21 protein-coding genes are annotated in these 24,064 nt (G+C 59.1%); 10 read left to right on the top strand and 11 right to left on the bottom strand.

Annotated features, from left to right (window positions below):
- Positions 1-167 precede the first annotated feature (167 nt).
- Positions 168-1,022, bottom strand: a complete 855-nt coding sequence (locus FKG94_RS06670) for a beta-keto acid cleavage family enzyme (RefSeq protein ID WP_142903438.1) — start codon at positions 1,020-1,022, stop codon at positions 168-170.
- 289 nt (positions 1,023-1,311) lie between these two features.
- On the opposite strand from FKG94_RS06670, the gene FKG94_RS06665 reads away from it, so the two are divergent.
- A complete protein-coding gene (locus FKG94_RS06665) occupies positions 1,312-1,689 on the top strand; it encodes a hypothetical protein (RefSeq protein ID WP_142903437.1) in 378 nt (125 codons plus the stop codon).
- Between the two features lie 28 nt (positions 1,690-1,717).
- Here the strand turns inward: FKG94_RS06665 and FKG94_RS06660 are convergent, their stop codons facing one another.
- Positions 1,718-2,779 carry an adenylate/guanylate cyclase domain-containing protein gene (locus tag FKG94_RS06660; RefSeq protein ID WP_179957516.1) on the bottom strand — a complete coding sequence of 354 codons (1,062 nt, stop codon included), beginning with the start codon at positions 2,777-2,779 and terminating at the stop codon, positions 1,718-1,720.
- Between the two features lie 157 nt (positions 2,780-2,936).
- Here FKG94_RS06660 and FKG94_RS06655 point away from each other — a divergent pair, with 157 nt between their 5' ends.
- Genes FKG94_RS06655 through FKG94_RS06645 form a run of 3 tightly spaced genes read left to right on the top strand, consistent with a single transcriptional unit; the run spans position 2,937 to position 4,373 of the window.
- The gene (locus tag FKG94_RS06655) at positions 2,937-3,413 is read left to right on the top strand and encodes an OsmC family protein (protein ID WP_142903435.1); all 477 of its coding nucleotides are present in this window, start codon (positions 2,937-2,939) and stop codon (positions 3,411-3,413) included.
- Positions 3,414-3,429: 16 nt separating this feature from the next.
- On the top strand, positions 3,430-3,822 hold the full coding sequence (locus FKG94_RS06650) for a hypothetical protein (RefSeq protein WP_142903434.1): 393 nt from the start codon (positions 3,430-3,432) through the stop codon (positions 3,820-3,822).
- 14 nt (positions 3,823-3,836) lie between these two features.
- Positions 3,837-4,373, top strand: a complete 537-nt coding sequence (locus FKG94_RS06645) for a GNAT family N-acetyltransferase (protein WP_142903433.1) — start codon at positions 3,837-3,839, stop codon at positions 4,371-4,373.
- A gap of 361 nt (positions 4,374-4,734) precedes the next feature.
- Here the strand turns inward: FKG94_RS06645 and FKG94_RS06640 are convergent, their stop codons facing one another.
- The 4 genes from FKG94_RS06640 to FKG94_RS06625 form a co-directional block, all read right to left on the bottom strand.
- On the bottom strand, positions 4,735-5,769 hold the full coding sequence (locus tag FKG94_RS06640) for a 2-dehydropantoate 2-reductase (RefSeq protein ID WP_142903432.1): 1,035 nt from the start codon (positions 5,767-5,769) through the stop codon (positions 4,735-4,737).
- A gap of 9 nt (positions 5,770-5,778) precedes the next feature.
- The gene (locus FKG94_RS06635) at positions 5,779-6,375 is read right to left on the bottom strand and encodes a glutathione S-transferase family protein (RefSeq protein WP_142903431.1); all 597 of its coding nucleotides are present in this window, start codon (positions 6,373-6,375) and stop codon (positions 5,779-5,781) included.
- Between the two features lie 181 nt (positions 6,376-6,556).
- On the bottom strand, positions 6,557-7,045 hold the full coding sequence (locus tag FKG94_RS06630) for a DUF4240 domain-containing protein (protein WP_142903430.1): 489 nt from the start codon (positions 7,043-7,045) through the stop codon (positions 6,557-6,559).
- A 106-nt stretch (positions 7,046-7,151) separates the two neighbouring features.
- A complete protein-coding gene (locus tag FKG94_RS06625; RefSeq protein WP_179957515.1) occupies positions 7,152-7,400 on the bottom strand; it encodes a helix-turn-helix domain-containing protein in 249 nt (82 codons plus the stop codon).
- Between the two features lie 377 nt (positions 7,401-7,777).
- Between FKG94_RS06625 and FKG94_RS06615 the strand changes: the two genes are divergently transcribed.
- Positions 7,778-9,172 carry a hypothetical protein gene (locus FKG94_RS06615; protein ID WP_179957514.1) on the top strand — a complete coding sequence of 465 codons (1,395 nt, stop codon included), beginning with the start codon at positions 7,778-7,780 and terminating at the stop codon, positions 9,170-9,172.
- A gap of 489 nt (positions 9,173-9,661) precedes the next feature.
- Here FKG94_RS06615 and FKG94_RS06610 read toward each other — a convergent pair whose 3' ends face one another.
- Positions 9,662-11,974 carry a Tex family protein gene (locus FKG94_RS06610; RefSeq protein ID WP_142903428.1) on the bottom strand — a complete coding sequence of 771 codons (2,313 nt, stop codon included), beginning with the start codon at positions 11,972-11,974 and terminating at the stop codon, positions 9,662-9,664.
- Positions 11,975-12,349: 375 nt separating this feature from the next.
- On the opposite strand from FKG94_RS06610, the gene FKG94_RS06605 reads away from it, so the two are divergent.
- The 5 genes from FKG94_RS06605 (at position 12,350) to FKG94_RS06585 (ending at position 19,662) form a co-directional block, all read left to right on the top strand.
- On the top strand, positions 12,350-13,630 hold the full coding sequence (locus FKG94_RS06605; RefSeq protein WP_142903427.1) for an efflux RND transporter periplasmic adaptor subunit: 1,281 nt from the start codon (positions 12,350-12,352) through the stop codon (positions 13,628-13,630).
- Between the two features lie 8 nt (positions 13,631-13,638).
- Positions 13,639-16,752, top strand: coding sequence for an efflux RND transporter permease subunit (locus tag FKG94_RS06600; protein WP_142903426.1), 3,114 nt, complete (start codon positions 13,639-13,641; stop codon positions 16,750-16,752).
- Between the two features lie 22 nt (positions 16,753-16,774).
- A complete protein-coding gene (locus FKG94_RS06595) occupies positions 16,775-17,395 on the top strand; it encodes a ParA family protein (RefSeq protein WP_142903425.1) in 621 nt (206 codons plus the stop codon).
- A 423-nt stretch (positions 17,396-17,818) separates the two neighbouring features.
- Positions 17,819-18,778 carry an EamA family transporter RarD gene (gene rarD / locus FKG94_RS06590; RefSeq protein ID WP_142903424.1) on the top strand — a complete coding sequence of 320 codons (960 nt, stop codon included), beginning with the start codon at positions 17,819-17,821 and terminating at the stop codon, positions 18,776-18,778.
- A complete protein-coding gene (locus FKG94_RS06585) occupies positions 18,775-19,662 on the top strand; it encodes a DMT family transporter (protein WP_142903423.1) in 888 nt (295 codons plus the stop codon). Before rarD ends, FKG94_RS06585 begins: the two co-directional genes overlap by 4 nt.
- A 14-nt stretch (positions 19,663-19,676) precedes the next feature.
- On the opposite strand, the gene FKG94_RS06580 is transcribed toward FKG94_RS06585, so the two are convergent.
- From FKG94_RS06580 to FKG94_RS06565, 4 genes are all read right to left on the bottom strand, one after another.
- A complete protein-coding gene (locus FKG94_RS06580; RefSeq protein ID WP_142903422.1) occupies positions 19,677-20,513 on the bottom strand; it encodes a hypothetical protein in 837 nt (278 codons plus the stop codon).
- Between the two features lie 85 nt (positions 20,514-20,598).
- Entirely contained in the window at positions 20,599-21,879 is a 1,281-nt protein-coding gene (locus FKG94_RS06575; protein WP_142903421.1) for a sensor histidine kinase, read from the bottom strand.
- Positions 21,876-22,583 (bottom strand): response regulator transcription factor, encoded by a 708-nt coding sequence (locus tag FKG94_RS06570; RefSeq protein ID WP_142903420.1) that lies wholly within the window; start codon positions 22,581-22,583, stop codon positions 21,876-21,878. The genes FKG94_RS06575 and FKG94_RS06570 overlap by 4 nt, the downstream gene beginning before the upstream one ends.
- A gap of 187 nt (positions 22,584-22,770) precedes the next feature.
- Positions 22,771-23,880: a DJ-1/PfpI family protein gene (locus FKG94_RS06565; RefSeq protein WP_142903419.1), complete on the bottom strand. Its 1,110-nt coding sequence runs from the start codon at positions 23,878-23,880 to the stop codon at positions 22,771-22,773.
- Positions 23,881-24,064 lie beyond the last annotated feature (184 nt).

The following is a 24,064-nucleotide window of genomic DNA, read 5'->3' as shown; positions in this document are numbered from 1 at the left end:
ACTGCGTGCGGGATATTGTGAGAGTTTGTAATACGTCCCAGGTCTTTGTAAACAGACAACTGTTAAACGGGTATTACACGCGCGAGATCATCCAATATTAAATTTTTGTGAATGTTTTGTGACGCCTGCGCCGTTGCGCAGCGGGGTACCACCGACTCTTTTTCAGATCACAAGAACATCGTTCTCGCTTCCTGTGGCGTGGCCACCGTGCGTCCTGTCTCCTCGGCCAGTCGCACCATGGCCTGAATCAAGTCGCCGTTGCCCCTGGCCCGCTCGCCGTCCGGCAGGTAAAAGGTATCCTCCAGGCCGGTGCGCAACTGGCCCCCCAATTCGGCGGTGCGGCGGTGCACCGGCCAGATTTCCTGGCGACCGATCAGTGTTGCCTGCCAGATACTGTCGGGCTTCATATACCTGATCAGAATCGGCAGCAGATCGGCATCCGCCGGCATGCCCGAGGCCACGCCCATCACCAGGTTGTAATTGGCCTTATCGATCATCCCCACGTCCCGAAACATACCGACCGAGCGCACTATCCCCATATCAAAGCATTCAAACTCCGGGCGAGCGCCGGTCTCTTTCAATACCTCGAGCAGTTCCTCGATTTTGTCCACCGGATTCTGGAACAGCATCGGCGGCCAGGCCCAGGTGCCGTTGGAGCGCACCTTCAGGTAATTAAGGCTGCCCGCATTGCAGGCGGCGATTTCGGGCCGCCCGGCGCGGATGCAGTCGAGGGCCCCCTGCTGGTCGCGGCCAATGGTGCCGGTGGTGTAGTTGATAATGACGTCGGGGCAGGCGGCGCGAATCGCCTCGCTGATGGCGCTGGCCACCGCCGGCTCCCAACTCGGCAGGTGCCCCTGGCCCGGCTCCTGGCGGCGGAAATGAATATGCATAACCGCAGCGCCGGCATCATAGGCCTCCCTGGCCGAGGCCGCCATCTGCTCCACGGTTACGGGTACCGGGTGCTGCTCCGGGTTGGTCAAAACACCGGTAAGGGCGCAGGTAATAACGACCTTGTCTGACATGGGGTCTCTCCTTCTCAGTCAGTAGCCACCAAGTTTGTTGCCATCAATAAGTCGAGCCGATATCGGCTTGGCTGTCGTAGAACAAACAGCCAAACCAAGCGCTTGCTTGGTCGAGGATATCAGGTTTGGTCGGCAAAGAGAACCTCTCCATTTTGATGACCTATCTGACCGCCTATAGGCCATTGTGTTTACCCCTGCTTTGGCTATTATCGCCGCCCGGCGTCGGGTGGTTCGAGCCGCGCGTCGCCCGACGTATCGATGTATCAGAGGTTATTGTCAGGAGTACCGATTGGATTACGAGTTATGCGTTCCCGCAGGTAAGGATTATGTTTATGTACAGCCGAAAAAGGATATTTCTTCTACCCGATTGCCCCACCAATTTGCCCGTCATGCCATTGAGCTGGGTAACACCCATGAGATTTGCAAGGCGCTGATCGACTACCGCTTGGTAACCAGTTACAGCGGCGCCTTTGACAAGTACTTTTTTGCCTACGAGCACAGCACCAAGATGGGGTTGACCCGCCACTGGCGGGCGGCGTTGGTGCGGCGCCCGGAAAACACCGAACTGGATTTTCTGGAAACAGTGATGCAAAACGCCGGTTTCAGTTTTCGTATTTTCACCGATATGGATGCGGCGCGCGACTGGCTCGCAGCGGACAGTGGCTGAACCATACGGCCTCCAGGCTGCTATACGCTCAGGCAACCAGATGGTCGATAAATGCCCTCAGCGCTGCCTGGCCGCCGGGAGCGATAGAGGTGAACTCGAGACTCGAGGTGTAGTCGCTGCTTGCCATCTTGGTTCGCAGCACCCTGGCGTAGATCTCGGTGGAGGAGGCGTCTGCCTGCGCCATCGAGAGGGGAAACCTGATATCGGAGTTGGGCTCGAGGTAAAGCGGAATCCGCACTTTCATTCCGTGGTAGCCCAGTTCGATAATCTCGCCCTGGTGGTACTCCGGCAGCACCGCCGCCCCTTCGATACGCTGGAAGGCCAGGGGAATCTTGACGTGTACCCGCGGCCCTTTGCGCTCTTCGATACGCGGTACCTGCCGGTGGGTGGGCTTGCGGGTTTCCTTGAGTTCATAAATGGTCAGCGGTTCGCGGCGACCGTTTAAGTGCACGGTGTTGGGCGGTCCCGCCTCGATGAAGTTCTGCGCCTGCTGCCAGGTGGCCTGGCTGAGCAGTATCTGTCCGCGCAGGCTGTGGGCGGCGATACGTGCGGTCAGGTTGACCTGTTCACCGATAACGGTGTATTCGCGGTGCACGCTGGAGCCGATGTCGGCGGCAATGACTTCGCCGGTATTGAGGCCGATGCCGATATGTACCGGCGGCGTACCCAGTTGCTGGCTGTAGCGGTTGATTGCCGGCATGCTCTGCTGCAGGGCAACGGCAGCGGCGATGCCCTGGTCCGCGCCGCCGCCGAGGGCGGGGTCGAGGCCGAATATCGCCACGATGCCGTCGCCGACGAACTTATCCACAACACCCTCGTGGCGCACAATGATATCGGCTGCCACCGTAAAGCACTGATTTAGCAGGGCCACCACGGTTTCCGGGGGATAGGAGGCGGTGAGGTCATTAAAACCGCGGATGTCCGCCATCATAACGGTCACGTAACGGTTTTCCGGGCGATGATGCTGGGTTCGGTTCGATTGAATCAGTGAGGACAGTTGTGTGCGCATCTGCTCGCGCGGAGGCGGGTTCTTCTGCCAGGAGAGCAACTCCGCGGTCAGGGATTCAATCAGGTCCGCTTGGGAATTCATTGGAGTCGTCACTGCCATCTGGACTGTTCCTACACTATAGGAAACATGTTGGGTAAAGGACGCCAAAATAATGTTTTGGGTGCCTATATTCTGGCTGTTGCCGCCGCTCCGGCGAGGGCGCACAATGGCGACTGGGATTGTATGAGCCGGAGGTCGTATGTCGGAATATATTGCCACCGTCCGCTGGCAGCGGGGCGAGCAGGCATTTTTGGATAACCGCTACAGTCGCGCCCACGTCTGGCAGTTTGACGGCGGCTGCGAGGTGCCCGCCTCGGCGTCCCCCCATATCGTGCCCCTGCCCTACTCGGTGGCGGCCAATGTCGATCCGGAGGAGGCCCTGGTGGCGGCGCTGTCCAGTTGCCATATGTTATTCTTCCTGTCGATCGCCGCGAAGAAACGGTTGGTGGTCGACAGTTACACCGATGCCGCCTTCGGCGTGATGGATACCGACCGTTCGGGCAGGCAGGCTATGACCAGGGTTACCCTGCGCCCCTGCGTGCATTTCGGTGGCGACCGGCAGCCGACCCGGGCGCAGCTCGAGCAGATGCATCACCAGTCACACGATAGCTGTTTTATCGCCAATTCTGTAAAGACCGAAGTGGTGACGGAGATCGTCGTCGCCGCGCCGGTTTGATCGGCAGGGTTTTGCTATGGATGACCTTCCTATCAACGACCTTTCTGTCAATGTAAAACAGGCACTGAAAAAAGAACTGGCGCTGCATGAGTTGCCGGTGACGATTGCGGCCTTTGTGGTGGTGACCCCCTACTTTGCCTACCTGGTCGACGACCTGGAGCGGGAGAATGGCGGGCGACAACAGGGGCGTATTCTGATCAACTCGCCGCAGGTTGCCGATCTGCTGATCGACCGTTTGCCCCATACCACCGGTGGTCTGTCACTGTTCCAGGAATCCTGCCGGGTTAGTGGTATTTTAAAGTCTACGGAGCTGGCCACCTTTCCACGTCAACTGTATCGGGTTGAAGAAATGGCGGTGCTGCCGGCGGGCGCCGAGCCGGTGCTGCTCAACGATATGCTGGCGATTTAAACGGGTTAACTCCTGTGAATATCCACATCCGGCCGTTTCGTCCACAAGATCAAATGCCTTTGCATGCAGCGGTCAGGGACAGTATCGAGCATCTCTCCGCCTGGCTGCCCTGGTGCACAGCCGATTACAGTATAGATGACAGTCGCGACTGGATCGCTTACACCGAAACCATGTGGTTTGAGCAACGGGAGTTTCACTTTGTGATCGAGGCGGCGGCGACGGGAGATTTTCTCGGTGGTGTGGGAATCAACGATATCACCCGCAAGTACCAGTTGGGCAGGCTGGGCTATTGGGTGCGGCGTTCCCGCGTCAGGCGCGGCATAGCCGCGGCGGCCGGGCTGCAGGCGGCGCGCTATGCGTTTGAGCAATTGCGCCTGGTGCGTTTGGAAATTGAAATTGCCGAAGACAATCATGCCAGCAGAGGTGTTGCGGAGAAGATTGGTGCGGTTTACGACGGGCTCTATTGCGACAAGCTTAAACTGCATGGTAAGCCGGTTGCGGCCCATTGTTATTCATTGGTGCCCGGTGATTTGGACAATCGCATCGATTGATTCACAGTCTGGTGTATTGGGAAAGTTCCGGCTCGATTATGCCGAAGCGCCAAGCCAACGGGTTGGTTTGAAGCTGATGCGTCTGCGACTTTTTTCAAAAACCAGGTTTTCAAAAATATTTTTCCAAAACCGGTGTTTTCAAAAACCGTGTCCTCCAAAAGTTATTTATTGTAAGCGCTATGCCTGGGGTGCAAAAACCCGGCAGTGTCAGGTACCCGGTTTTGATGATCTGGCGCAAAAGGGCTGGTGCGCTGAGTGTGATTTAGTACCGGTAGCGAGCAGAGGTAGGGTTGATTTCGGCGTTTTTATGCCGGGCGCGAAGTAGTGCTGCTGCATTGATCCGGCAGTTATGGGGCGGCCTCTAAGCCAAGACCCTGTCTGCCAACTCCTCGGCTGTTATTTTGGGCGAGCCGGATTGCGCCTGCTCCGCCTGCTTGATCAGTGCCACAATCGACTCGTTAACCGGTGTTTCCAACTGTAGCTGCTGCGCGAGTCGCACGACTTCTCCATTTAGAAAATCGATTTCGGTTTTGCGCTTTCGGTGTAAATCGTCGTACATCGAGGAGCGGGCGTTGGGATCGATTGCCAGAATACCGGCGGCGACCTTGCGAAACGCCCAGGTCGGCAGCGACAGAATACCGGGCAGCAGGGCCGGAATCACTTTACCGGTGCGGGCGGGTTTAATCCCCGCCGCGCGTGCCGTGCGCAGTGCTTCACGAATGCACGCCGCCATTACACGGCGGTAGCGGCGGTTATTGAGCTGTTCCAACAGCGGTACGCCGGCCAGCGCATTAATGGCATTGCTCAGGTTCATGATCAGTTTGCTCCACTGCACACTGCTGATATTCGTGTAGACATCGGTGGGCAACTCCGCCGTGGCCAGGGCCGTCACCAGCGGCGCCTCCAGACCCTGATGTCCCTGCAGCGCCAGGTTGCCCTCGGTACCGCAATGAAAGTGACCGCGCTCCGCATTGACGACATTGAAAGGCACCATGCCGGGCAGTACGTTGTGGTCGGGCAGGTGTTGTTGCAGTACTTCGAGGTTACGCACACCGTTTTGGAAGCTGACAATCAGGGCATCGGGGCGAGTATGGCCGGCAATCGCGGCGGCGGCCGTCGCCGTGTCGCCACTCTTGACTGTCACTAAAACAATGTTGGCTGCAGCCAGGTCAGCAGGGTCGCAGCTAAAGGTAATTGCTCCGGCCGTCACTCGTTGATCGCGGCCGCGCCAGTCGGTCAGGTGCAGGCCGTGTTCCCGCAGCACGGTTTTGACTCTCTCGCGTCCGATCATTACCACGGTCGCCCCGCTGTGGGCCAGGCAGCCACCGATATAACAGCCGATGGCGCCGGCGCCGAAAACGGCGATGCGAGGTTTTGCAGTAGCATTCAACGTCATGGTTTTATCTCAGTCGATGCCGGGCATGGCGATAAAATTCGGCAGTGCCTTGATGCGCGACAACCAGGCCTGGATATTGGGGTAGTCCGCCAGGGAGAGTTCACCCTCCCCGCACAGGCCGATATAGGGGAACATGGCAATATCGGCGAGGGTGGGTTCGGCGCCCACCAGGAACTGCCGGTTTTGCAAATGGGCCTCTATAACCGCGAACAACGCATGGGCCCGGGCTTGGGCCGCTTCGTAATCGATATCAAAATTGAATTTTTTGGCCAGCCGCGCGGCACCGGGACCCTGAACCACATCATTGGCTGCAGTGCACAGCCAGTAGGTGATCTGTGCCTGGGTGAGGCCGTCATCCGGCCAGAACTGGTCGGCGCCGAGTTTTTTGGCCAGGTAAACCAGTATGGCTTGTGAATCGCTGACAACGATATCGCCATCGGCAAGCGCCGGTACTTGTCCTTTCGGGTTGATGGCCAGATAGGCTTCGGTTTTGTGTTCGCCGCCGAATAGATCCACCGGTACACGTTCGTAGTCAGTGCCGAGTAAATTCAGCAGCAGACGGACTTTGTAACAGTTGCCGGATATATCAAAATCGTAGAGTTTCATGTTTGTTCCAGTGGATAAGATGTATTTGCTCACTTTTTATTTGGCTGTATCAAAAAGTGCCGATTAAGAACTTACAGACAGCATTTATGCATTGGCAGACACTGTCGATTGGCACCCCCTCCGGTGGCACGGTGCGGGGACATAACCCTCCTCTGGAGCAAAATCTTATTATCCGCAGTGGTTATCCATACTTGGCTCCGAGCTTCGGGAACAACTGTTCTAAATCATCCTCATCCCACTCCTGACCGGCGGGGTCGGTAGGGTAATTGAGCCCATCGTCCGGGATTTTACTGTCGGTAAGCTCTTCATAAGCGGAACTGATGGCATAGCGATACGACTCCAGTTCTGTACCATCTATATAATCCTGAGCCGCTAAACTATCGGGGCTATCGAGCGCTGCCTCGAAGATCGTTTTGCCTTCGGATATAAGAAAATCCCGGAAGTAATCAAATCCATCGTCCGAGCACCCGCCATTGATCAGGTAGGCCGCTCCCCATAGATCCCAGCGGTACGCCTGTGCCAGTTTATCGTGATAGTCTTTATTGAATTGCCGTATAGTCTCCGGGCTTTGTGCCAGCAAGACCCTTTTTAGCGTTGCCGGTCGATCTTCCCAGGTTGCACCAGCCGCACTTTTTGCTGCCTCTACCAAGCCCCAAAATGCATAACTCATAGTCCTGCCTTTTTTAAATTTATATAGACTTTATCGCGGACAATTATCACACTTTGTCGTCTTTTCCGCTACCCGCCGCTGGCCGGCTGCTGTGCGCGATTTAAACCTACCCCGCTCGCTGCACCCGACTTTGCCGCCGCACTTCACCGGGCGGCAATTGATAAAATTGTTTGAATGCTTTGGTGAGCGCGGCTTCCGAACCGTATCCGATGCGCTCGGCAATCGAGGAGATGGGCAGTTTGGTATCGGTGAGCAAGTCCCCGGCCAAATGCATGCGCCACTCGGTCAGGTATTTCATCGGCGGCATCCCCACTTCATTGTTACCAATAAAGCCAACAAGCTGGTCGGTTTTCAACTACAGGACTTAAAGACCCACAAAACCCTGGATATGTTCCCGCTGGAGCCGGCGAAACCCGCACTTCAAAAGTGACTATTACTGAAAACGGGTTCCGTTACCGCTGTCCGATCAATCCGACGCCGTGGTACGAGTTGGATGTCAAAGCGGCGAAGTAAACCGGCGCCCTGGCTCTGTCACTGCTGTCCCGGGCCCGGGCGATGAAAGAGTGCCGGGCTCGATTTTAGTGTTTCGGCGCACTTCCAGCCCGACTGTTTACGGCTCGTCAAATAATTGCTGGCCTTGTCATTGCCCGCCTGGATATACTCGATACCGACTATTATTAGCCCTGCATGGGCATAAATAACATTGATGGCGATCGATTACGGGAGGTTATAGTGAGAAGAGACGACGGTCAGGTACAACCGGGAATTCGCTGGCTTGGGTTTACGCTGCGCATCCCGCTGGTGCACACCAAAGTAGCCTGGCCCGAACTCGCTCAGGGAATGCTGGTGGCAGCCACCACGGCGCTGGCGCTGGTGCCGGTATTGACCATCTATTTCGGCCTGACTTTCGAAGAAGCCGTCGCCATGGCGATGCTGCACTCGGTACTGATCAATGCGTCATGGTGGTTGTTCGGTGAACCCTATGCACCGGGTTGGGTGACGCCGGCGCTGCCGTTCGTGCTGACGCTGGTGGTCTCTGAAAGTTATCCAACGCCGGAGCTGCGCTTCCAGATGATGACGGCGCTGGCACTGAATTTTGCCCTGGTGCTGGCGGTACTGGGGGTGACCGGGTTGGGGGCGAAGCTGATCAGAATTATTCCGGAAACGCTCAAGGGCGGTATTATTCTCGGTGCCGCCATTGCCGCGTTCTTGCAGGTGTTTGATCTGGACAACGAGCAAAACGTTTTGCACAGCCAGCCGCTCACCATTATCACGGCGCTGGCGCTGTCACTGTTACTGGCGTTTTCGACACCGCTGCAGCGCTTGCAGACACGCTTTCGCTGGATTGCGATAGTGGCCAGTTTCGGTTTGCTGCCGGGCTTTGCGATCGGTGCTTTGGTAGGTACCCTCGCCGGTGAGCTGACCTTTAACATCCAAAGCGGCTGGACGCTGCTGCCGCTCGGCAGCCTCTGGGAAAAATCCTCGCCGTTCAGTATCGGTTGGCCGGGCCTGGAGATGTATCTGCAGGCCCTGCCGCTGGCGCTGATTACTTACGTGCTGTTGTTCGGCGATCTGATCACCGGTGATGAAGTACTGCGCGACGGTAGCAGCAAGCGCTCGGACGAAAAGCTGGAGATCAACCATTCGCGCACGCACCTGTCGTTGTCCATTCGCAACGCGGTCATGAGTATAGTCGCACCTTTTTTCCCCACCCAGGGTATCTTGTGGACCGGCATCCATGTGGTGATCATCCAGCGCTGGAAGCAGGGTCGCCAGGCCATGGACTCGTTTTTTGACGGTGTCAGTTCCTACTACGTATTGGCGATTCCGTTTCTGTTTTACTACCTGCCGTTTATGACCGCGATGCGGCCGCTGATGGATATGGCGCTGGCCATTACCCTGGTGCTGACGGGGTTTGCCTGTGCCTATATTGCCATGTCAAAAGCCAATACCCCGGCCGAGCGCGGCAGTCTGTTGCTGTCCGGTATCTGCCTGGCGCTGTTTGAGCCCTGGTTGGGCTTGTTGTTGGCGGTGGTCAGCACTGCGGCCCTGGTGGGGCTGAAGCCGCAGGCGCAGGGGGTTAAGAAAACCAAAACCGGCAGCGGTGATACGGTGGCCGGGGGGTAGGTCGGGGCACTAATTAAAGGTAGCGGAGATTGGTAGGGTGCTTGCAAACGGCACTACCTCCGGTGGAACGGTGCGGGGACGTAACTTTAGTTGCGTCGCCGCATTTTTGCCGCGGGGAGAGGTGCTCTCGTTGATGGGGAGTGGCCCCGGTCGAGGGGGACAGGTAAAACCTGTCCCCGCACCGTGCCGCCGGAGGAGGTGCCCTCGTTAACGGGGAGTGGTTCCGGTCGAAGGGGACGCAACTAAAGTTACGTCCCCGCATCGTGCCGCGGGTAGAAGTGCCCCTGTTAACGGGGAGTGGCCCCGGTCGAGGGGGACAGGTAAAACCTGTCCCCGCACCGTGCCGCCGGAAGAGGTGCCCTCGTTGACAGGGAGTAGCACCATTCGACGTTTGGGGTCAGAGCAAAAATTAAAATGCAATTTTTGTTCTGACTCAGGATTGTGGCGCCCTATGTAGTGCTACGCCTTGCTCCGCACTGGGCAGACTTTTTACAAGCGCTTGTTTTTTTTCTGCTTCGCCTGGGCAAACAGCGCCGCCATGGTGCCGGTGGCATTTGTTTCGCCCCGCCCCTGCCCTGATTGGCTACGCTGCTTGTTCGACTGTCGGCGCGGACGCTCCCCTGCACTGCTTTTTTCGCCGGGCTGATCGTCCATGCGCATCGACAGGCCGATGCGCTTGCGCGCCACATCCACTTCCATGACTTTTACTTTGACGATATCGCCGGCCTTGACGACATCGCGAGGGTCTTTGACAAAGGTATTGGCCAGCGCCGAGATATGCACCAGGCCATCCTGGTGCACACCGATATCGACAAACGCACCGAAGTTGGTGACATTGGTAACCGAGCCCTCCAACACCATGCCCGGTTCGAGATCAGAAATTTTTTCCACGCCGTCCTGGAAGCGGGCGGTTTTGAATTCCGGGCGCGGATCGCGACCGGGTTTGTCCAGTTCGCTGATAATATCTGTGACTGTGGGCAGACCGAACTTTTCGCTGGTGTACTCGGCGGGGTTGAGCGCGCGCAGGAATGCCGAGTCGCCGATCAGGCTGTTGACAGCACGCTGGTGCCGGGCGGAAATGTTTTCCACCACCGAATAGGACTCCGGGTGCACGGCTGAGGCATCGAGCGGATTATCGGCGCCGGCGACCCGCAGGAAACCCGCCGCCTGCTCGAAAGTCTTGTCGCCGAACCGGGTCACTTTTTTCAAGTCACTGCGGTTGCGGAAGGCGCCGTTTTGATCGCGAAACGCAACGATATTGTTGGCGATGGTCTGGTTGAGCCCGGACACTTTGGCCAGCAGCGGCGCCGACGCGGTATTGACCTCCACACCCACGGCGTTGACACAGTCTTCCACCACTGCATCGAGCGAGCGGGCCAGTTGGGTTTGGGAGACATCGTGCTGGTACTGTCCCACGCCGATGGACTTGGGTTCGATTTTTACCAGTTCCGCCAAGGGGTCCTGCAGGCGCCGGGCAATGGAAATGGCGCCGCGAATAGTGACGTCCAAATCGGGAAATTCCCGCGCGGCAAATTCACTGGCGGAATAGACCGAGGCGCCGGCTTCGTTAACCATCACTTTCTGCGCTTGCAGATCGCTGTGGTGTTTCAGGACGTCGCCGACAAACTTGTCCGTCTCCCGCGAGGCGGTGCCGTTGCCGATGGCAATCAGGCCGACGTTGTGCTTTTTACACAGCGCCACCAGCGTGGCCTCGGCTTCTCGCACCCGGTTTTGTGGCGGCGTGGGGAAGATGGCCCCGTGATCGACCACCTTGCCGGTGGCATCCACCACCGCCACTTTGACGCCGGTGCGCAGACCCGGGTCGAGACCGATGGTGGCTTTCTGTCCCGCCGGCGCCGCCAGCAGCAGGTCTTTGAGGTTGCTGGCAAAGACTTTGATAGCTTCTTCTTCCGCCCGCTCGCGCAGGGTGCCGACCAGGTCGGTTTCCAGATGGGTGAGCAGTTTCACCCGCCAGGTCCAGCGCACAACTTCGGCCAGCCATTTATCGGCGGCGCGCTCGCGGTTTTCCACCGCCCAGTGATCGGCCACCATGGCTTCGCAGGGGTGGGCGCCGCTGTCGTCGCCCGCCTGCAGGGCGAGGGTCAACACGCCTTCGTTGCGGCCGCGCAGAATCGCCAGGGCCCGGTGTGACGGGACATTTTTCAGCGGCTCGTCGTATTCGAAGTAGTCGCGGAACTTGGCGCCGTCGTTTTCTTTGCCCTCGATGACACGGGTGCTGACATTGGCCTCCTGTTGTAGAAACAGCCGCAGTTTGCCGAGCAGATCCGCATCCTCGCTGAATTGCTCCATAAGGATGTATTTGGCACCGTCCAGCGCCGCCTTGGTGTCGTCGATCTTGTGTTCGTTGTCGAGGTACTTGGTCGCTTCGTCTTCGGGGTTTAGTTCGGGGTCGGCCAGCAGCGCCTGGGCCAGGGGCTCGAGACCCGCTTCGCGGGCGATCTGGCCTTTGGTGCGGCGTTTGGGTTTATAGGGCAGATAGAGGTCTTCGAGGCGGTTTTTGGTGTCGGCGGCGCGAATGTCGCGCTCCAGTTCCGGCGTCAGCTTGTCCTGATCGGCGACACTCTTAAGGATGGTCTCGCGCCGGTCCTCCAACTCGCGCAGGTAGCGCAGGCGCTCCTCCAGGGTGCGCAACTGGTTGTCGTCGAGACCCTCGGTGACCTCTTTGCGATAGCGGGCGATAAACGGCACCGTGGCGCCCTCGTCCAGCAAGGCGACCGTGGCGGCCACCTGGCGTTCGCGAATATCCAACTCTTCGGCAAGGCGGTCAAAAATGCTTTTCATGGATGGGAATGGCTCTCGGAAATGGGGGTTTCGGGTTAACTGCGGTCTGCTGTGGACTTCTCGCGACCTCTCGGGGAGCAGCATTATGCGCAAATCGGGTCGATATTGCAGCCTTGTATTTAGGTATTTTTTATGGCTGAGAAATAGGTCAAATACGATGTGCGGTGCGGTGATCGGGGGCCGGTGATCAGCAACTGTGTCAAGATGGGTAAAGGCCTGGGACACTGTGAGGGTGAGCTATTAAACTTTGCTGTCAGGTGAAAATATAGGCAGATCCCCACACCGTGCCGCCCGCAGAGGCGCCACATTTGGGCTTGCGCACTTAAGGGGTATATATTGGTCTAATTACAATCGTATCAGTAGTCGGGGTTTTCCTTGGGTATTCAAGTTTACTGGCAGCGCATTCCTCTCGCGGTGAAGATCTTGACGGCCGGGGTGGTCGCGGTGACCACAGTGGTGATGCTGCGACCCACTTCACAGCCCTTGCCGGCGGTGCCGGTCCTGCCCACCCAGGTACAGGTCATGGCCGCCGACCCCAGACCCCAGGCACTGACAGTGAAGACGCAGGGCACGGTGGCGCCCCGGCGGGAGATCGACCTGGTGACCCGGGTAGCGGGCAATATCCAGTCGGCGGCCGGCAACTTCGTCGATGGCGGTTTTTTTGCCGCCGGCGAGACATTGATCAAAATTGACGACCGCGATTACCAGTTTGCCCTGGTGCGGGCCACCGCCCGCGTGCGCGAGGCGGAACAGGCGCTGGCGACGGAGCGGGGGCGGGCGCGCCAGGCGCAGCGCGAGTGGCGCGACCTGGGCAACGCCGAGGCCAATGCGTTGTTTTTGCGCAAACCGCAGCTGGCGGCCGCCGAGGCGACGCTGGACTCGGCGCGCGCAGAGCGGGACCAGGCCCGACTCGATTTTGAGCGCACCACTATCAGCGTGCCCTTCGCCGGCCGCGTGCGCGAAACCTATGTGGACCTGGGCCAGTATGTCTCTCCCGGTACCAAGATCGCCAAGGTCTACGACACCAGCCTGGCTGAAATTCGCCTGCCGCTGACCGACCGTCAGGCGGCGCTGGTGGACCTGCCACTGGGCTTTCGCGGCAATGCCGATGAGCCCGGTCCCGCGGTGACGATCAGCGGCGTTATTGCCGGGCAGCGTTACCGGTGGCAGGGGCGCATTGTGCGCACGGATGCCAGCGTCGATGTTCGCAGCCGCCTTTATTACGCAGTGGCAGAGGTGCTGGACCCGTTTGTGGCGGACCCGGCGACGGCCCAGGTGCCATTGGTGGTGGGGCTGTTTGTGGAGGCGGAAATCAGCGGGCGGCAACTGCCCGGAGTTATTACCCTGCCGAAACAGGCGCTGTTCAAGCGCAACCATGTCTACACCCTCGACAAGGAGCAGCGGGTGGAACTGAAAACCGTTACCGTGCTGCACAGCGACGCCGAATGGGCCTGGGTCAGAGGGGACCTGGCGCCGGGCGAACTGGTAGTGACGGACAAACAGGCCTATCTGCAGCCGGGGCTGGTGGTGGCGCCGCGCACGACACTGGAGGAAACCCGGGTGGTCGGTGACGGCACCTCCGGGCAACCTGGTCCCGGGGCGGGTGCGAGCCGGCAGGCGCTGCCGTTGCAGGCGGGTAGTCGGGCCGGTAACTGAGCGGTGTTATGAGTCGGATCATTCAATGGTTTGTTGAGAACCCCATCGCCGCCAATCTGCTGATGGTGCTGATCATTACCGGCGGCGTGTTCAATCTGGCGGCGCTGGACAAAGAGGTGTTCCCGGCGGTGCTGACCGACACCATCGAAATCACCCTGCCTTATCCCGGCGCCGGCCCCCAGGAAGTGGAGGAGCAGATTGCGGTGCGTATCGAGGAGGCGATCGCCGACCTCGACGGCATTGAGGAAATCCGCTCGGAATCCCGCCAGGGCAGCGGGCGGGTCATTGTCGAGGTGATCTCCGGTTTCGACCCGCAGCGCGTACTCAACGATATCAAGACCCGCGTCGATGCCATTTCGACGTTTCCCGCCGAAAGCGAGCGCCCGCAGATAACCCAGCAACCGTTTCGGCGCCAGATCATGAGTCTCGCCCTTTACGGGGATGTCGCCGAGTCGGCGTTGAAGCGCACCGGCGAGCGCCTGCGCGATGAGCTGGCGCTGCTGCCCGGGGTCTCGCTGGTGCAACTGAACGCCACCCGCCCCGACGAAATGGCCATCGAGGTCTCGGAGCAGAGCCTGCGGCGTTACAACCTCAGCTTCCAGCAGGTGGCCGATGCGGTGCGCGGTTCCTCCCTGAACCTGCCCGCCGGCACCATCAAGACCGAGGGCGGCGATATTCAACTGCAAACCCGCGGCCAGGCCTACACGGCGGAGGACTTTGCCTCGATAGTGGTGGCCAGCCGCGACGATGGCGCCAGGTTGTACCTGGGTGATATCGCGCAGTTGGTGGATGGTTTTGCCGAGCAGGATGTGGTGGCCCGGCTGAACGGTAAACCGGCGGTTTACCTGGAACTTTTCATTACCGAAAACCCGAATATCCTCACCTCCACCGCCACGGTGCGCGAGTATATCGCCGGTGTCGAGGCGCAGTTGCCGGAGGGGCTGACGCTTACGGTCTGGCGCGACTGGTCCGAGTTGTTTACCGGCCGTATGAACCTGTTGCTGAAAAATTCCCTCACCGGGCTGCTGCTGGTTTTTGTGGTGCTGATGCTGTTCCTGCGCCCGGCCCTGGCCGGTTGGGTGTGTGTGGGCATCGCCGTGGCGTTTGTGGGCGCGCTGTGGATTCTGCCCTACACCGGCACCAGTATTAATATGATCTCGCTGTTTGCATTTTTGCTGGTGCTGGGGATTGTGGTGGACGATGCGATTATTGTCGGGGAGAGTATCTACACCCGACAACAGCATGGCATGCTGGGCACCGCTGCGGCCGCCAGCGGCACGAAAATGGTGAGCAAGCCGGTGTTGTTTGCGGTGATCAGCACCATGATTTTCTTCACGCCGATGTTTTTCCTGCCGGGCAATATGGGCGATATCAGCCTGCCGATTCCGGCGGTGGTGATTCTGTGCCTGACGTTTTCACTGATAGAATCGATGCTGATTCTGCCGTCGCACCTGGCCAACCTGCAGCCGGAACAGCCCAGCCGCTTTAAGATACTGCGCAGCCTGGCCCGGGTCAGGGAAAAGTTTGCCGGCGGCATGACGCGCTTTGCCAGTGACTATTTTCGCCCGCGGCTGGAGCGCCTGCTGCAGGCCAGCACCGCTACCATCAGTTGTTTTGTCGTCGCCTTTGCGCTGTCGCTTGCCGTCTATGCCAGCGGCTGGATCAAGCAGGCCTTTATGCCGATCGTGCCTGGAGACTTTGTGATGGCGCAGGTGGTGCTGGCTGAGGGGGTGCCGTTTACCGATACCCTGGCGGTGATGCACCAGATCGACGCCGCCGCCGGGCGCCTGCGTCGCGACCCGGACATGCTGGCGGCGAACGAGGATGCGGATTTCGTGGCCAATGTGCAGACCTGGGGTTACGGCAATCGGGTAACGGTGGTCATGGCGTTGCAGAAGGCCGATGTGCGGGTGGTGGGCACCCAGCAGGTCACCACCCGCTGGCGCGAACTGATCGGCGACTTGCCGGAGGTGGAAGACTTCGATCTGAGTTATACCATTAACCACCGCACCGAGGCGATCCGCCTGCGGCTGTCCACGGCGGGCGATGAGGAGCAGCTCGCCGCCGCCGTGGATACGGTAAAACGGGCGCTGGCCCGCTATCCGGATGTCTATGATCTCAAGGATTCGCTGGAGACCGGTCGCACGGAAATCGAACTGGATTTAAAGGCCCACGCCGAAAATCTCGAGCTGGGTTTGACCGATATCGCGCGCCAGGTGCGGCAGGGGTTTTACGGTGAGGAGGTACAGCGTATTCCCCGCGGCAAAGAGGACGTCAAAGTCATGGTGCGCTATCCCCGCGAGGAGCGCCAGCAGGTCGAGCAGCTCGGCGATATGCGCATCAGGACCAACGACGATCGGGAAATTCCCCTCGAGGCCGTGGCCGATATCCGCTTTGTACCCGGTTATACGACCATTAACCGCATCGATCGCAAGCGCAGTATCACCCTCTCTGCGGAGGTGGCCGACGGTCCCAGCAACGGCAATATGATCGTGGCGGACCTGCTGGCGCGCAACCTCGGCCAGTGGCAGCGGCAATTCCCCGGTTTCACCCTGCAGATCGATGGCGATATGCAGGATGAGGCGGACTTTATGAGCACCATTACCCGCAGCTTTATCTTGACGCTGCTGATTATCTACGGGCTGATGGCGGTGGCCTTCCGCTCCTACTGGCAGCCGGTGTTGATTCTCACGGCTATACCCTTTGGCTTTATGGGGGCGGTGATCGGTCACCTGATTATGGGCCGGGAAATCAGTATGTTGTCGATACTGGGTTTTATCGCCTGCGCCGGGGTGGTGGTGAATGACAATCTGGTGCTGCTCGATCGCATCAATCAGCTGCGCAAGCAGGGTTTGGAGGCGTTCAAGGCGGTGGCGCAGGCGGCCCAGGACCGCTTCCGGCCTATTGTGCTGACGTCTATTACTACTTTTGTCGGCTTGGTGCCAATCCTGTCCGAACAGAGCACCCAGGCGCGCTTTTTGATCCCCATGGTGATCTCGCTGTCATTCGGCGTGCTGTTTGCCACCACTGTTACCCTGATACTGGTGCCGAGTCTCTACTATACTGCTGAGAAGATAAAAGCCCGCCTGCGCCGCGGCGACAGGCTGGCAACGGAAACCTGATGCGGAGCCGCTACTGCCGCCCATGCGACAACTGTTTATTGCCAATCCCAAGGGGGGTTGTGGGAAGACGACACTGGCAACCCAACTGGCGGGTTACTATGCCTGTCGTGGCGCCTCGGTGGCGCTGGTGGACCACGATCGCCAGAGTTCGGCCCTGGACTGGGTCAAGTGCCGGCCGCCGGCCACGGCGGCCATTACCCCGATTGCCGCCTACGAGGGCGAGAAGCCGGTAAACGGCTACGATCTCGAAGTGCACGATATGCCGGCGGCCTGTGAGCTGAGCGAGCTGGTCGGCCCTATGCAGCACGCCTGCCGGCTGCTGGTGCCGATATTGCCGTCGCCGGCGGATATCAAGGCCTCGGTGCGGTTTTTAATGGCGCTCAACAGTCACGAGCGGATCGGCGAGTTGGAAGTACGGATCGGTCTGGTGGGCAACCGGGTGCGGTTTCGAACCCGCTATTTCAAGGTGCTGGCGGCGTTTTTGGAGTCGGTCAATATGCCGCTTATCGCCAATATCCGCGATACGCAGAATTATATCCGGGCCATGGACAGCGGCACCACCCTCTTTGACCTGCCGGCGAAACGCGTCGCCGCCGACCTGGAACAGTGGCACCCGCTGCTGGAGTGGCTGGAGGCCGGCTAAGTGCTGCGGTGAAACAGTTCACCCTGCAACCACGCCACAGCGAGGCCTGGCTTTAAATAAAAAAAACAAATAGCGTGATTGTGGAGACAGCAGTGATAAGATACCGGGTCGGGCGGCGGACAGGACTTTCTCTTCAGTGCTGATGAAATTTTCATTAGAGGTTGTTTTATCATTACCGGGCTGGCGCGGCGAGCGATAAAGTGGCCTGACAGGCGGTCTGTTGGCGACGAACGAATAGTGGAGCCGCGTAACGCAAGTCGCTTATCCGCGCAATTCAATGCTTCCGCCGCAGCTCGCCGGCGATAAAACAGCGTCCAGTTTATCTTAGTCTATCCGCGACGAAAATGAAGACAGGTCCGTAACACGCCGGTAATTTCGGTGGCGGTGAGATATGCTGCGCGCGCAGGTGGACAGAAATCGGCAATGAAAGACAGCGAAGCTCCAGGCAAAACACAGCTTAAGCCCCACCAGCAAGGCGGGTTGTTGGCTGCCGGCGCGTTTTTAATGTGGGGGGTATTGCCGATCTATTTTAAATGGCTGGGCGATATTTCCAGTCTTGAAGTGGTTGCGCACCGGGCCTTTTGGTCATTTGTATTCGGCGGGCTGCTGCTGGTGGCGACCCGGCAGTTACCCGGCCTGGTCGCGGTGCTGCGCGATATCCGACTGCTCGCCTACCTGGCCTTGACCGCTGTGTTGGTGGGAGCCAACTGGCTGGTGTTTGTCTGGGCCGTTGCCGAGGACCGGATACTGGACGCGAGCCTCGGTTATTACATCAACCCGATTATGAATATGATATTGGGTTATCTGATTCTCAATGAAAAGATGCGCCGCCTGCAACAGGTGGCCGCCGGTCTGGCGGTGATGGGTGTGTCGGTCGCGGTGATAAAGTTTGGCGCCGTGCCCTGGGTGGCGCTGTTTCTGGCGGTTACCTTCGGGCTCTACGGGCTGATTCGCAAGCAGGTGCCGGTCAATGCGCAGACCGGATTGTTTTTGGAAACCACGCTGATGTTGCCGCTGGCGCTGGGCTACCTGATCTGGGTGGACTCGCCGACCGCCAATCTGCTCCACAACAGTTGGGATGTGAATACCCTGCTGGTGCTGGCCGGCCCCTTCACCATGGCGCCGCTGATTTTGTTTGCCGCCGGGGCCAAACGTATTCAACTGACGACGCTGGGTTTTCTGCAATATATCGGACCGAGCCTGATGTTTCTGATTGCAGTGTTTATATACGGCGAGCCGTTGACGATGGATAAGAGCGTTACCTTCGGCTTTATCTGGATGGCACTGGTGCTGGTGTCCCTCGATGCTATGGGGCTGGGTCGAAAAACAGTGGGGCCGGTCCCGCCGCCGGAACCCGAGGCAACGCAGTGTGCGGACAAATGATGGCGCTCAGTGACGCTGGCAAGGGCATGCTGTTGGGCGGTCTGGCGGTGGTGGCTTTTGGCTTGACGTTACCGGCGACGCGCTTTGTGATCCCCTATCTCGATCCGGTGTTTATCGGGCTTGGCCGGGCCGTGGTGGCCGCGGCGGTTGCCGCGTTGTTGCTGGTGCTGTCCGGCGCGCCGGTGCCGAATCGCGCTCAGTTGCGCCGGCTTATCGTCGTCGCGCTGGGTGTTGTGGTGGGTTTCCCCCTGTGTTCCGCCTGGGCCATGCAATCGGTGCCGGCCTCCCATGGCGGCGTGGTACTCGGGCTTTTGCCGTTGGCTACGGCACTGGTGAGTGTCATGATTTCCGATGAGCGCCCTTCACCGGGTTTTTGGCTGGTGGGTATGGTCGGCAGCCTGTTGGTCATCAGTTTTTCCCTGGCCGGTGGCGGCGTCGGCCTGCACTGGGGCGACCTGGCATTGCTGGCGGCGGTGGCCAGTGCTGCCGTGGGTTATGCGCTGGGCGGGCAGTTGTCGAAACAGCTAGGGGGCTGGCAGGTCATCTGCTGGGCCCTGGTTATCTCCCTGCCGTTTATTCTGGTGCCGGCCGCTCTGGCGCTGCCGAAAGGGGGGCTGGAACTACCCGCCGGTGTCTGGTTGAGTTTTTTGTACCTGGCCCTGGTCAGTCAACTGGCCGGCTTTTTTTTGTGGAACAAAGGGCTGGCACTGGGCGGCGTTGCGCGCGTAAGTCAAACTCAACTGTTGCAACCCTTCGTGACGCTGCTCGCTTCGGCATGGTTAATCGGGGAGCCGGTGGATGCGGTCACTATCGTGTTTGCGCTACTGATCGTCGGCACGGTTGCCGTGGGCAGGCGAATGCCGGTGCGCACCGGGGCCGGTTGATCGCCGCCCCGGTCTTAGTCGCCGGGTGCCGCCTGACGGCCAAAGCGTTGTACTCTATCCTCGGTTTGGCAGACCCCTGCATCGCCGCTGATCCACATCTCACCAATAACCGGGTCCTTGACGATGCGCAGGCAGTGTTTGCCGTCGCTGTAAATCTCAGTGGTCGGCGATGGTGTGAAGGTTTCGGCTTTCGTTTGCAGCCGGCGGGTATTGAGATCGGCCACTTCAGCGCTTTCCAATTGTTGCCGCAGGTGCGGATTGAACACGGTGGTGCCCCGGCGCAGCGGCGCTGCCGGGGCGCTGGACTCGGGGTTGAGCACCGGCGGCGTGCGCGGCAGTGATTGGTAACGGGCCGGAGCACTCGCGGATGGTGCTGGTTTCGGTTGTACCAGAGCCGGCGTTGTGGGTTTGGGGCGCATCGGCGTGTGCGGATGCTGCGGGGTTGTTGGCCGTTGCTTTGGCGGGGCCGGCGCTTCGATCACCGGCTGCGGCGCCTTTACGGAGGCAGGTGAGGTGGCTGCAGCAGGTGCCAAGGTTATACGAATCGGTTCAGCCTGCCGGTGCGGCAGCGGATAGGGGCCGGGGGCGGTCAGGGTCAACCAGGCGCCGGTTAGATAGAGCAGGCAGAAGCCACACCAAAAACATTTTTCTATCCAGTCTTTTGCGAAGCCTTTTTTAGCATCCTGCCCGGCGGTAGTGTCGGGTGCCAGCAGCTGCTCAATTTTCTCACCGGTCAACCACGCATAGCGTTTTGGATGGAAGGCGTTGTCCGCCAGCTCCGGATCGAATATCTCCAGGGAATTGAACGGACGTTCGGTCAACCAAGGAGGGGCGTGGATGGTTTCAGACACAATATCCCGGTAATTGAATGGCAGTATAGTTGGGTTGCTACATCGATAGCTAGACTGAGTAACATCGCAGAGTGGGTGGTGTCGGTTAAGGATTCTTAGAGCAGGAAGGTGCGGCGAAGTTCAATGTCACCTGTGTCCCCGACGGGTCGCTGTCCACGTGCAGCGCGATGCCGTGTCGCTCGCACAGGCGCTTGACGACGGACAGGCCGATGCCGAATCCGCGGCTGCCCTCGCCTTTGACAAGGGTGGAAAACATATCGGGTATGAGCCGCACATCGATACCGGCGCCGGTATCGGCAATGTGCAGTTGGTTTTGATCGAATGTTATTGTTACCCGGCCGCGGGCGGTATATTGGAATGCGTTGCTGATCAGGTTGTTGAGTAAAATCGCGATAACCGACTGGCTGCCGTGGACGCTGGCATCGGCCGGCACTTCAACCTGCACGGTCACATTTTTCTCCCCGATAAGATGCGCATGGTCCACTACCGCCCGCTCAATCAGCGGCAGCAGTCTGATTTCGTCTAGTGCCGATTGATGTTGGGCGCCGGTTGCCAGGGCCAGGAGGACCTCTACGATGGCGGCCATCTGCTGTGCCGCAGCGGCGATACGCTGCACCAGGGCCTGCGTCTCTGGCGGGTGTTGCCGGGTCGACAGGAGTTCGGCTGCACCTTTGATAACGGCGATGGGGGTGCGCAGTTCATGGCTGGTGTCGCGGGTAAAATGCTGCTCGCGCCGGATATACTCGTCTATCTGCAGCATGGCCCCCTCCAGTGAGCGGGCCAGGGCGCCGACTTCGTTGTCGGGAAACTGCCTGGCAAAGTCACGCGGCAGCTCCTGTGGCGCCGAGCTTTTGATTAATGCCACCAGTTCGGATAGTGGCGCCGTGGCTTTGCCGGCCATGCGGTAGCCGATCAGCAGGGCGATTGCGAACATTGACAACGCCACGGCGGCGAGTATGGCGATAAGCTGGCCGCGTATCGGTCTGACCACCAACTGACCGCTCACCTCGGCGACCAGGTAGACCTCGGCATCCTTGGCGATGTGCAGGTGGTAGTGCCGGCCGTTGTCGCCGAAAAATTCCCGGCGCTGTGGATTTGCGGCGTATGCCCTTCCCAAGTCTGCCGGAAACCGGTCCGGTGATTTGTAGATTGCGATATAAGGGTAACGGGGAGACGGCAGGGTTTGGTGCCGGTGCAAGTGACCGGCAATATAGGCGGCTTCACCTTCCAGTGTTTTTATCAGGGACAGGTCTTCAATGTTATAGATGAACATAAAGCTGAACAGGCTGAAAATCCCGGAGATAAACGCGGCAAACAGGCAGAACATCAGCACAATGCGATTGCGAAGCCGGTGGGTGGCGGTCATGGTATCGGGGTTTCCGGGGTATGGCTCTGCAATACGAAGCCGACGCCGTGAATGGTTTTGATCAGCGTTTTATCGAAGCCTTGGTTCAGTGCTTTTCGCAACTGGTAGATATGGGAGCGCAGGGCATCGGACTCCGTAGGCTCGTCGCCCCAGATACGCTGGCTGAGTTCCGAGCGGGTAACCACCCTGGGGTAAGCCTCAGCCAATGCCAGCAGTAATTGATAGCTGATGTTATTTAAGGATATGGGCCGGTTGCGACGCTCGACCCGGTGGGTTTTCCTGTCGATCAGCAGTTCGCCGATGACCAGTTGGTGTTTCTCCTGCAGCGAGTGGCGCCGCGATAACGCGATACAGCGAACGTGGAGTTCCTCCAGCGCGAACGGCTTGGTGAGGTAGTCGTCCGCACCCACCTCGAAGCCCGTGACTTTGTCCTGCAACCCGTCCCTGGCCGTCAGCATAAGAATGGGTATATGGCGGTCGGCGCGGGCGCGGATGCTGCGGCAGACGTCAATGCCGTCCATGCCCGGCAGTGTCAGGTCCAGCAGGATCAGGTCGTAATAATTTGCCAGCGCCAGTTGCAGGCCCTGCGCACCCTGGCCGGCGAAATCCAGAATATACCCTTTGGGTTCGAGGAATTGGGCAATATTCCGGGCGATTGAATCCTGGTCCTCAATCACCAGGACGGTCAATGTCTGCTTTTGCATGTCGTGCTTTCAGCCTGCCGGCGCGGCGGCGCTGTGGGCGCCGGCACCCTGCGTCTGTTTGCTGTCTTGGCGCCTTGGTGTTGCCGCGCCTAATCGAGATCGATGCGATTGGAGCGAGGATCGATAAACTGCCTGCAAGTACGCTTAAGGCAGTGCCATTCGTGACGCCCTTTACTGTTCCAGCTCTTTACTCGTCCAATTCGGCGAGCAGGCTTTTTGCCGGTCCCAGATCGGGGTGGCGTTGCAGGAGGTTCGATACCTGCTGCCTGGCTTTATCGGGTTGCCCCAGGCGCTGGTAGCCTTTGGCGATTTGCAGGTCCACCTGCGGATTATCGATGGTAGTGGAAACCAGTTCCATCAACAATATCGCCTGTTTGACCTGTTGCTCCGATTCCGCCGCCAACAGGTAATAGTAGCCGTACATCCCCATCAGGGACGATTGTTGAGCGGGGTTGGCGCGTATCGCCTCGATGGTCTGCCGGTCGCCGCGCAGTACCTGTTCGATCCGCGCAAACTGCTGCTCTTGTTTGGAAGCCTCGCGGGGCTGCGGTGTTATGCCCAGGGAGATCAATAAGGCTTCGGCGGTGGCGGCGGTGGAGGTCGGGTTCTGGCCGGTGATCAAACGATCGGCCCGGGCGACGTGATTCAACATCATATCCGTGCCCTCGAAGAGGCCGCCGCGCGCTTTCAGTCGGTCTTCCAGCAGAAAATCATAGTCGTCGATCCACTTGCGGCCGAACAGTTTTTCCTCGGTGTTGGTAAAGCCGTTGACAGCCTTGCCCGCCACCAGATAGGTACCGTCGCTGAGTTTTACATCGGTAAGCGCTGCCGGGCCGTGGCAGACGGCAGCTACCGTTCCCCGGTTCTCATAGATAGCGGCAATGGCTCGCTGCAGCGCGGTGTCGCCCGGCAGATCGAACATGGCGCCCTTGCCGCCGACGATAAATATCGCTTTATACTTGTCCGGGTCGATCGCATCGGTAGACAAAGTGGCCGAGAGTTTTGCCATGGCCTCGGCGTCGTTTAATACGCGTTGTGCGAGTGCCGATGTGGTGTCGAATTTATCTGCCTCGACTTTTCCGCCGTCGGGGCTGGCGACATCCACCACCAGTCCGTGGGCTTTGAAGATCAGATAGGCCTGGGCGAACTCCTCGAACTCGAAGCCGGGTTGTTCCTGCCCCTGTTCCCGCCCGTGACTGCTGACTACCATCAGCAGGCGGTTTTCTGCGGCGCCGGCGGCAAAGGTTGGTAAAACCGGTATCAGTATCAATACCACCGCGATAATAAAGTGTTGCATGGCTGGTTCCCTCTTTTGGTCTGTTTCACTGGACAGTAACGGTGCCGGTGTGAAATCGATGTGAAAGGCATGAAAAAAAAGCCGCGGGCATCCGCTTGACACCTGCGGCGTTGGCACAGCGGCGGCCCGGTAGAAATTGCCCGGGTCGATACGGACAGTGACCGGCACCCGCGCTGCAGTCTGG

The sequence above is a fragment of the Exilibacterium tricleocarpae genome, from assembly GCF_007004655.1.
GTDB classification, from domain to species: domain Bacteria; phylum Pseudomonadota; class Gammaproteobacteria; order Pseudomonadales; family Cellvibrionaceae; genus Exilibacterium; species Exilibacterium tricleocarpae.
The sequence above is the reverse complement of the archived record's forward strand: the minus strand, read 5'-3'. Positions and strand labels throughout refer to the sequence as shown.

Bases quoted from the DNA above. Each gene is read 5' to 3' on its own strand.
- FKG94_RS06670 (WP_142903438.1), bottom strand. From the start codon at position 1,022: ATGTCAGACAAGGTCGTTATTACCTGCGCCCTTACCGGTGTTTTGACC.
- FKG94_RS06660 (WP_179957516.1), bottom strand. From the start codon at position 2,779: ATGAATTCCCAAGCGGACCTGATTGAATCCCTGACCGCGGAGTTGCTC.
- FKG94_RS06655 (WP_142903435.1), top strand. From the start codon at position 2,937: ATGTCGGAATATATTGCCACCGTCCGCTGGCAGCGGGGCGAGCAGGCA.
- FKG94_RS06650 (WP_142903434.1), top strand. From the start codon at position 3,430: ATGGATGACCTTCCTATCAACGACCTTTCTGTCAATGTAAAACAGGCA.
- FKG94_RS06640 (WP_142903432.1), bottom strand. From the start codon at position 5,769: ATGACGTTGAATGCTACTGCAAAACCTCGCATCGCCGTTTTCGGCGCC.
- FKG94_RS06635 (WP_142903431.1), bottom strand. From the start codon at position 6,375: ATGAAACTCTACGATTTTGATATATCCGGCAACTGTTACAAAGTCCGT.
- FKG94_RS06630 (WP_142903430.1), bottom strand. From the start codon at position 7,045: ATGAGTTATGCATTTTGGGGCTTGGTAGAGGCAGCAAAAAGTGCGGCT.
- FKG94_RS06610 (WP_142903428.1), bottom strand. From the start codon at position 11,974: ATGAAAAGCATTTTTGACCGCCTTGCCGAAGAGTTGGATATTCGCGAA.
- FKG94_RS06600 (WP_142903426.1), top strand. From the start codon at position 13,639: ATGAGTCGGATCATTCAATGGTTTGTTGAGAACCCCATCGCCGCCAAT.
- FKG94_RS06595 (WP_142903425.1), top strand. From the start codon at position 16,775: ATGCGACAACTGTTTATTGCCAATCCCAAGGGGGGTTGTGGGAAGACG.
- rarD (WP_142903424.1), top strand. From the start codon at position 17,819: ATGAAAGACAGCGAAGCTCCAGGCAAAACACAGCTTAAGCCCCACCAG.
- FKG94_RS06585 (WP_142903423.1), top strand. From the start codon at position 18,775: ATGATGGCGCTCAGTGACGCTGGCAAGGGCATGCTGTTGGGCGGTCTG.
- FKG94_RS06575 (WP_142903421.1), bottom strand. From the start codon at position 21,879: ATGACCGCCACCCACCGGCTTCGCAATCGCATTGTGCTGATGTTCTGC.
- FKG94_RS06570 (WP_142903420.1), bottom strand. From the start codon at position 22,583: ATGCAAAAGCAGACATTGACCGTCCTGGTGATTGAGGACCAGGATTCA.
- FKG94_RS06565 (WP_142903419.1), bottom strand. From the start codon at position 23,880: ATGCAACACTTTATTATCGCGGTGGTATTGATACTGATACCGGTTTTA.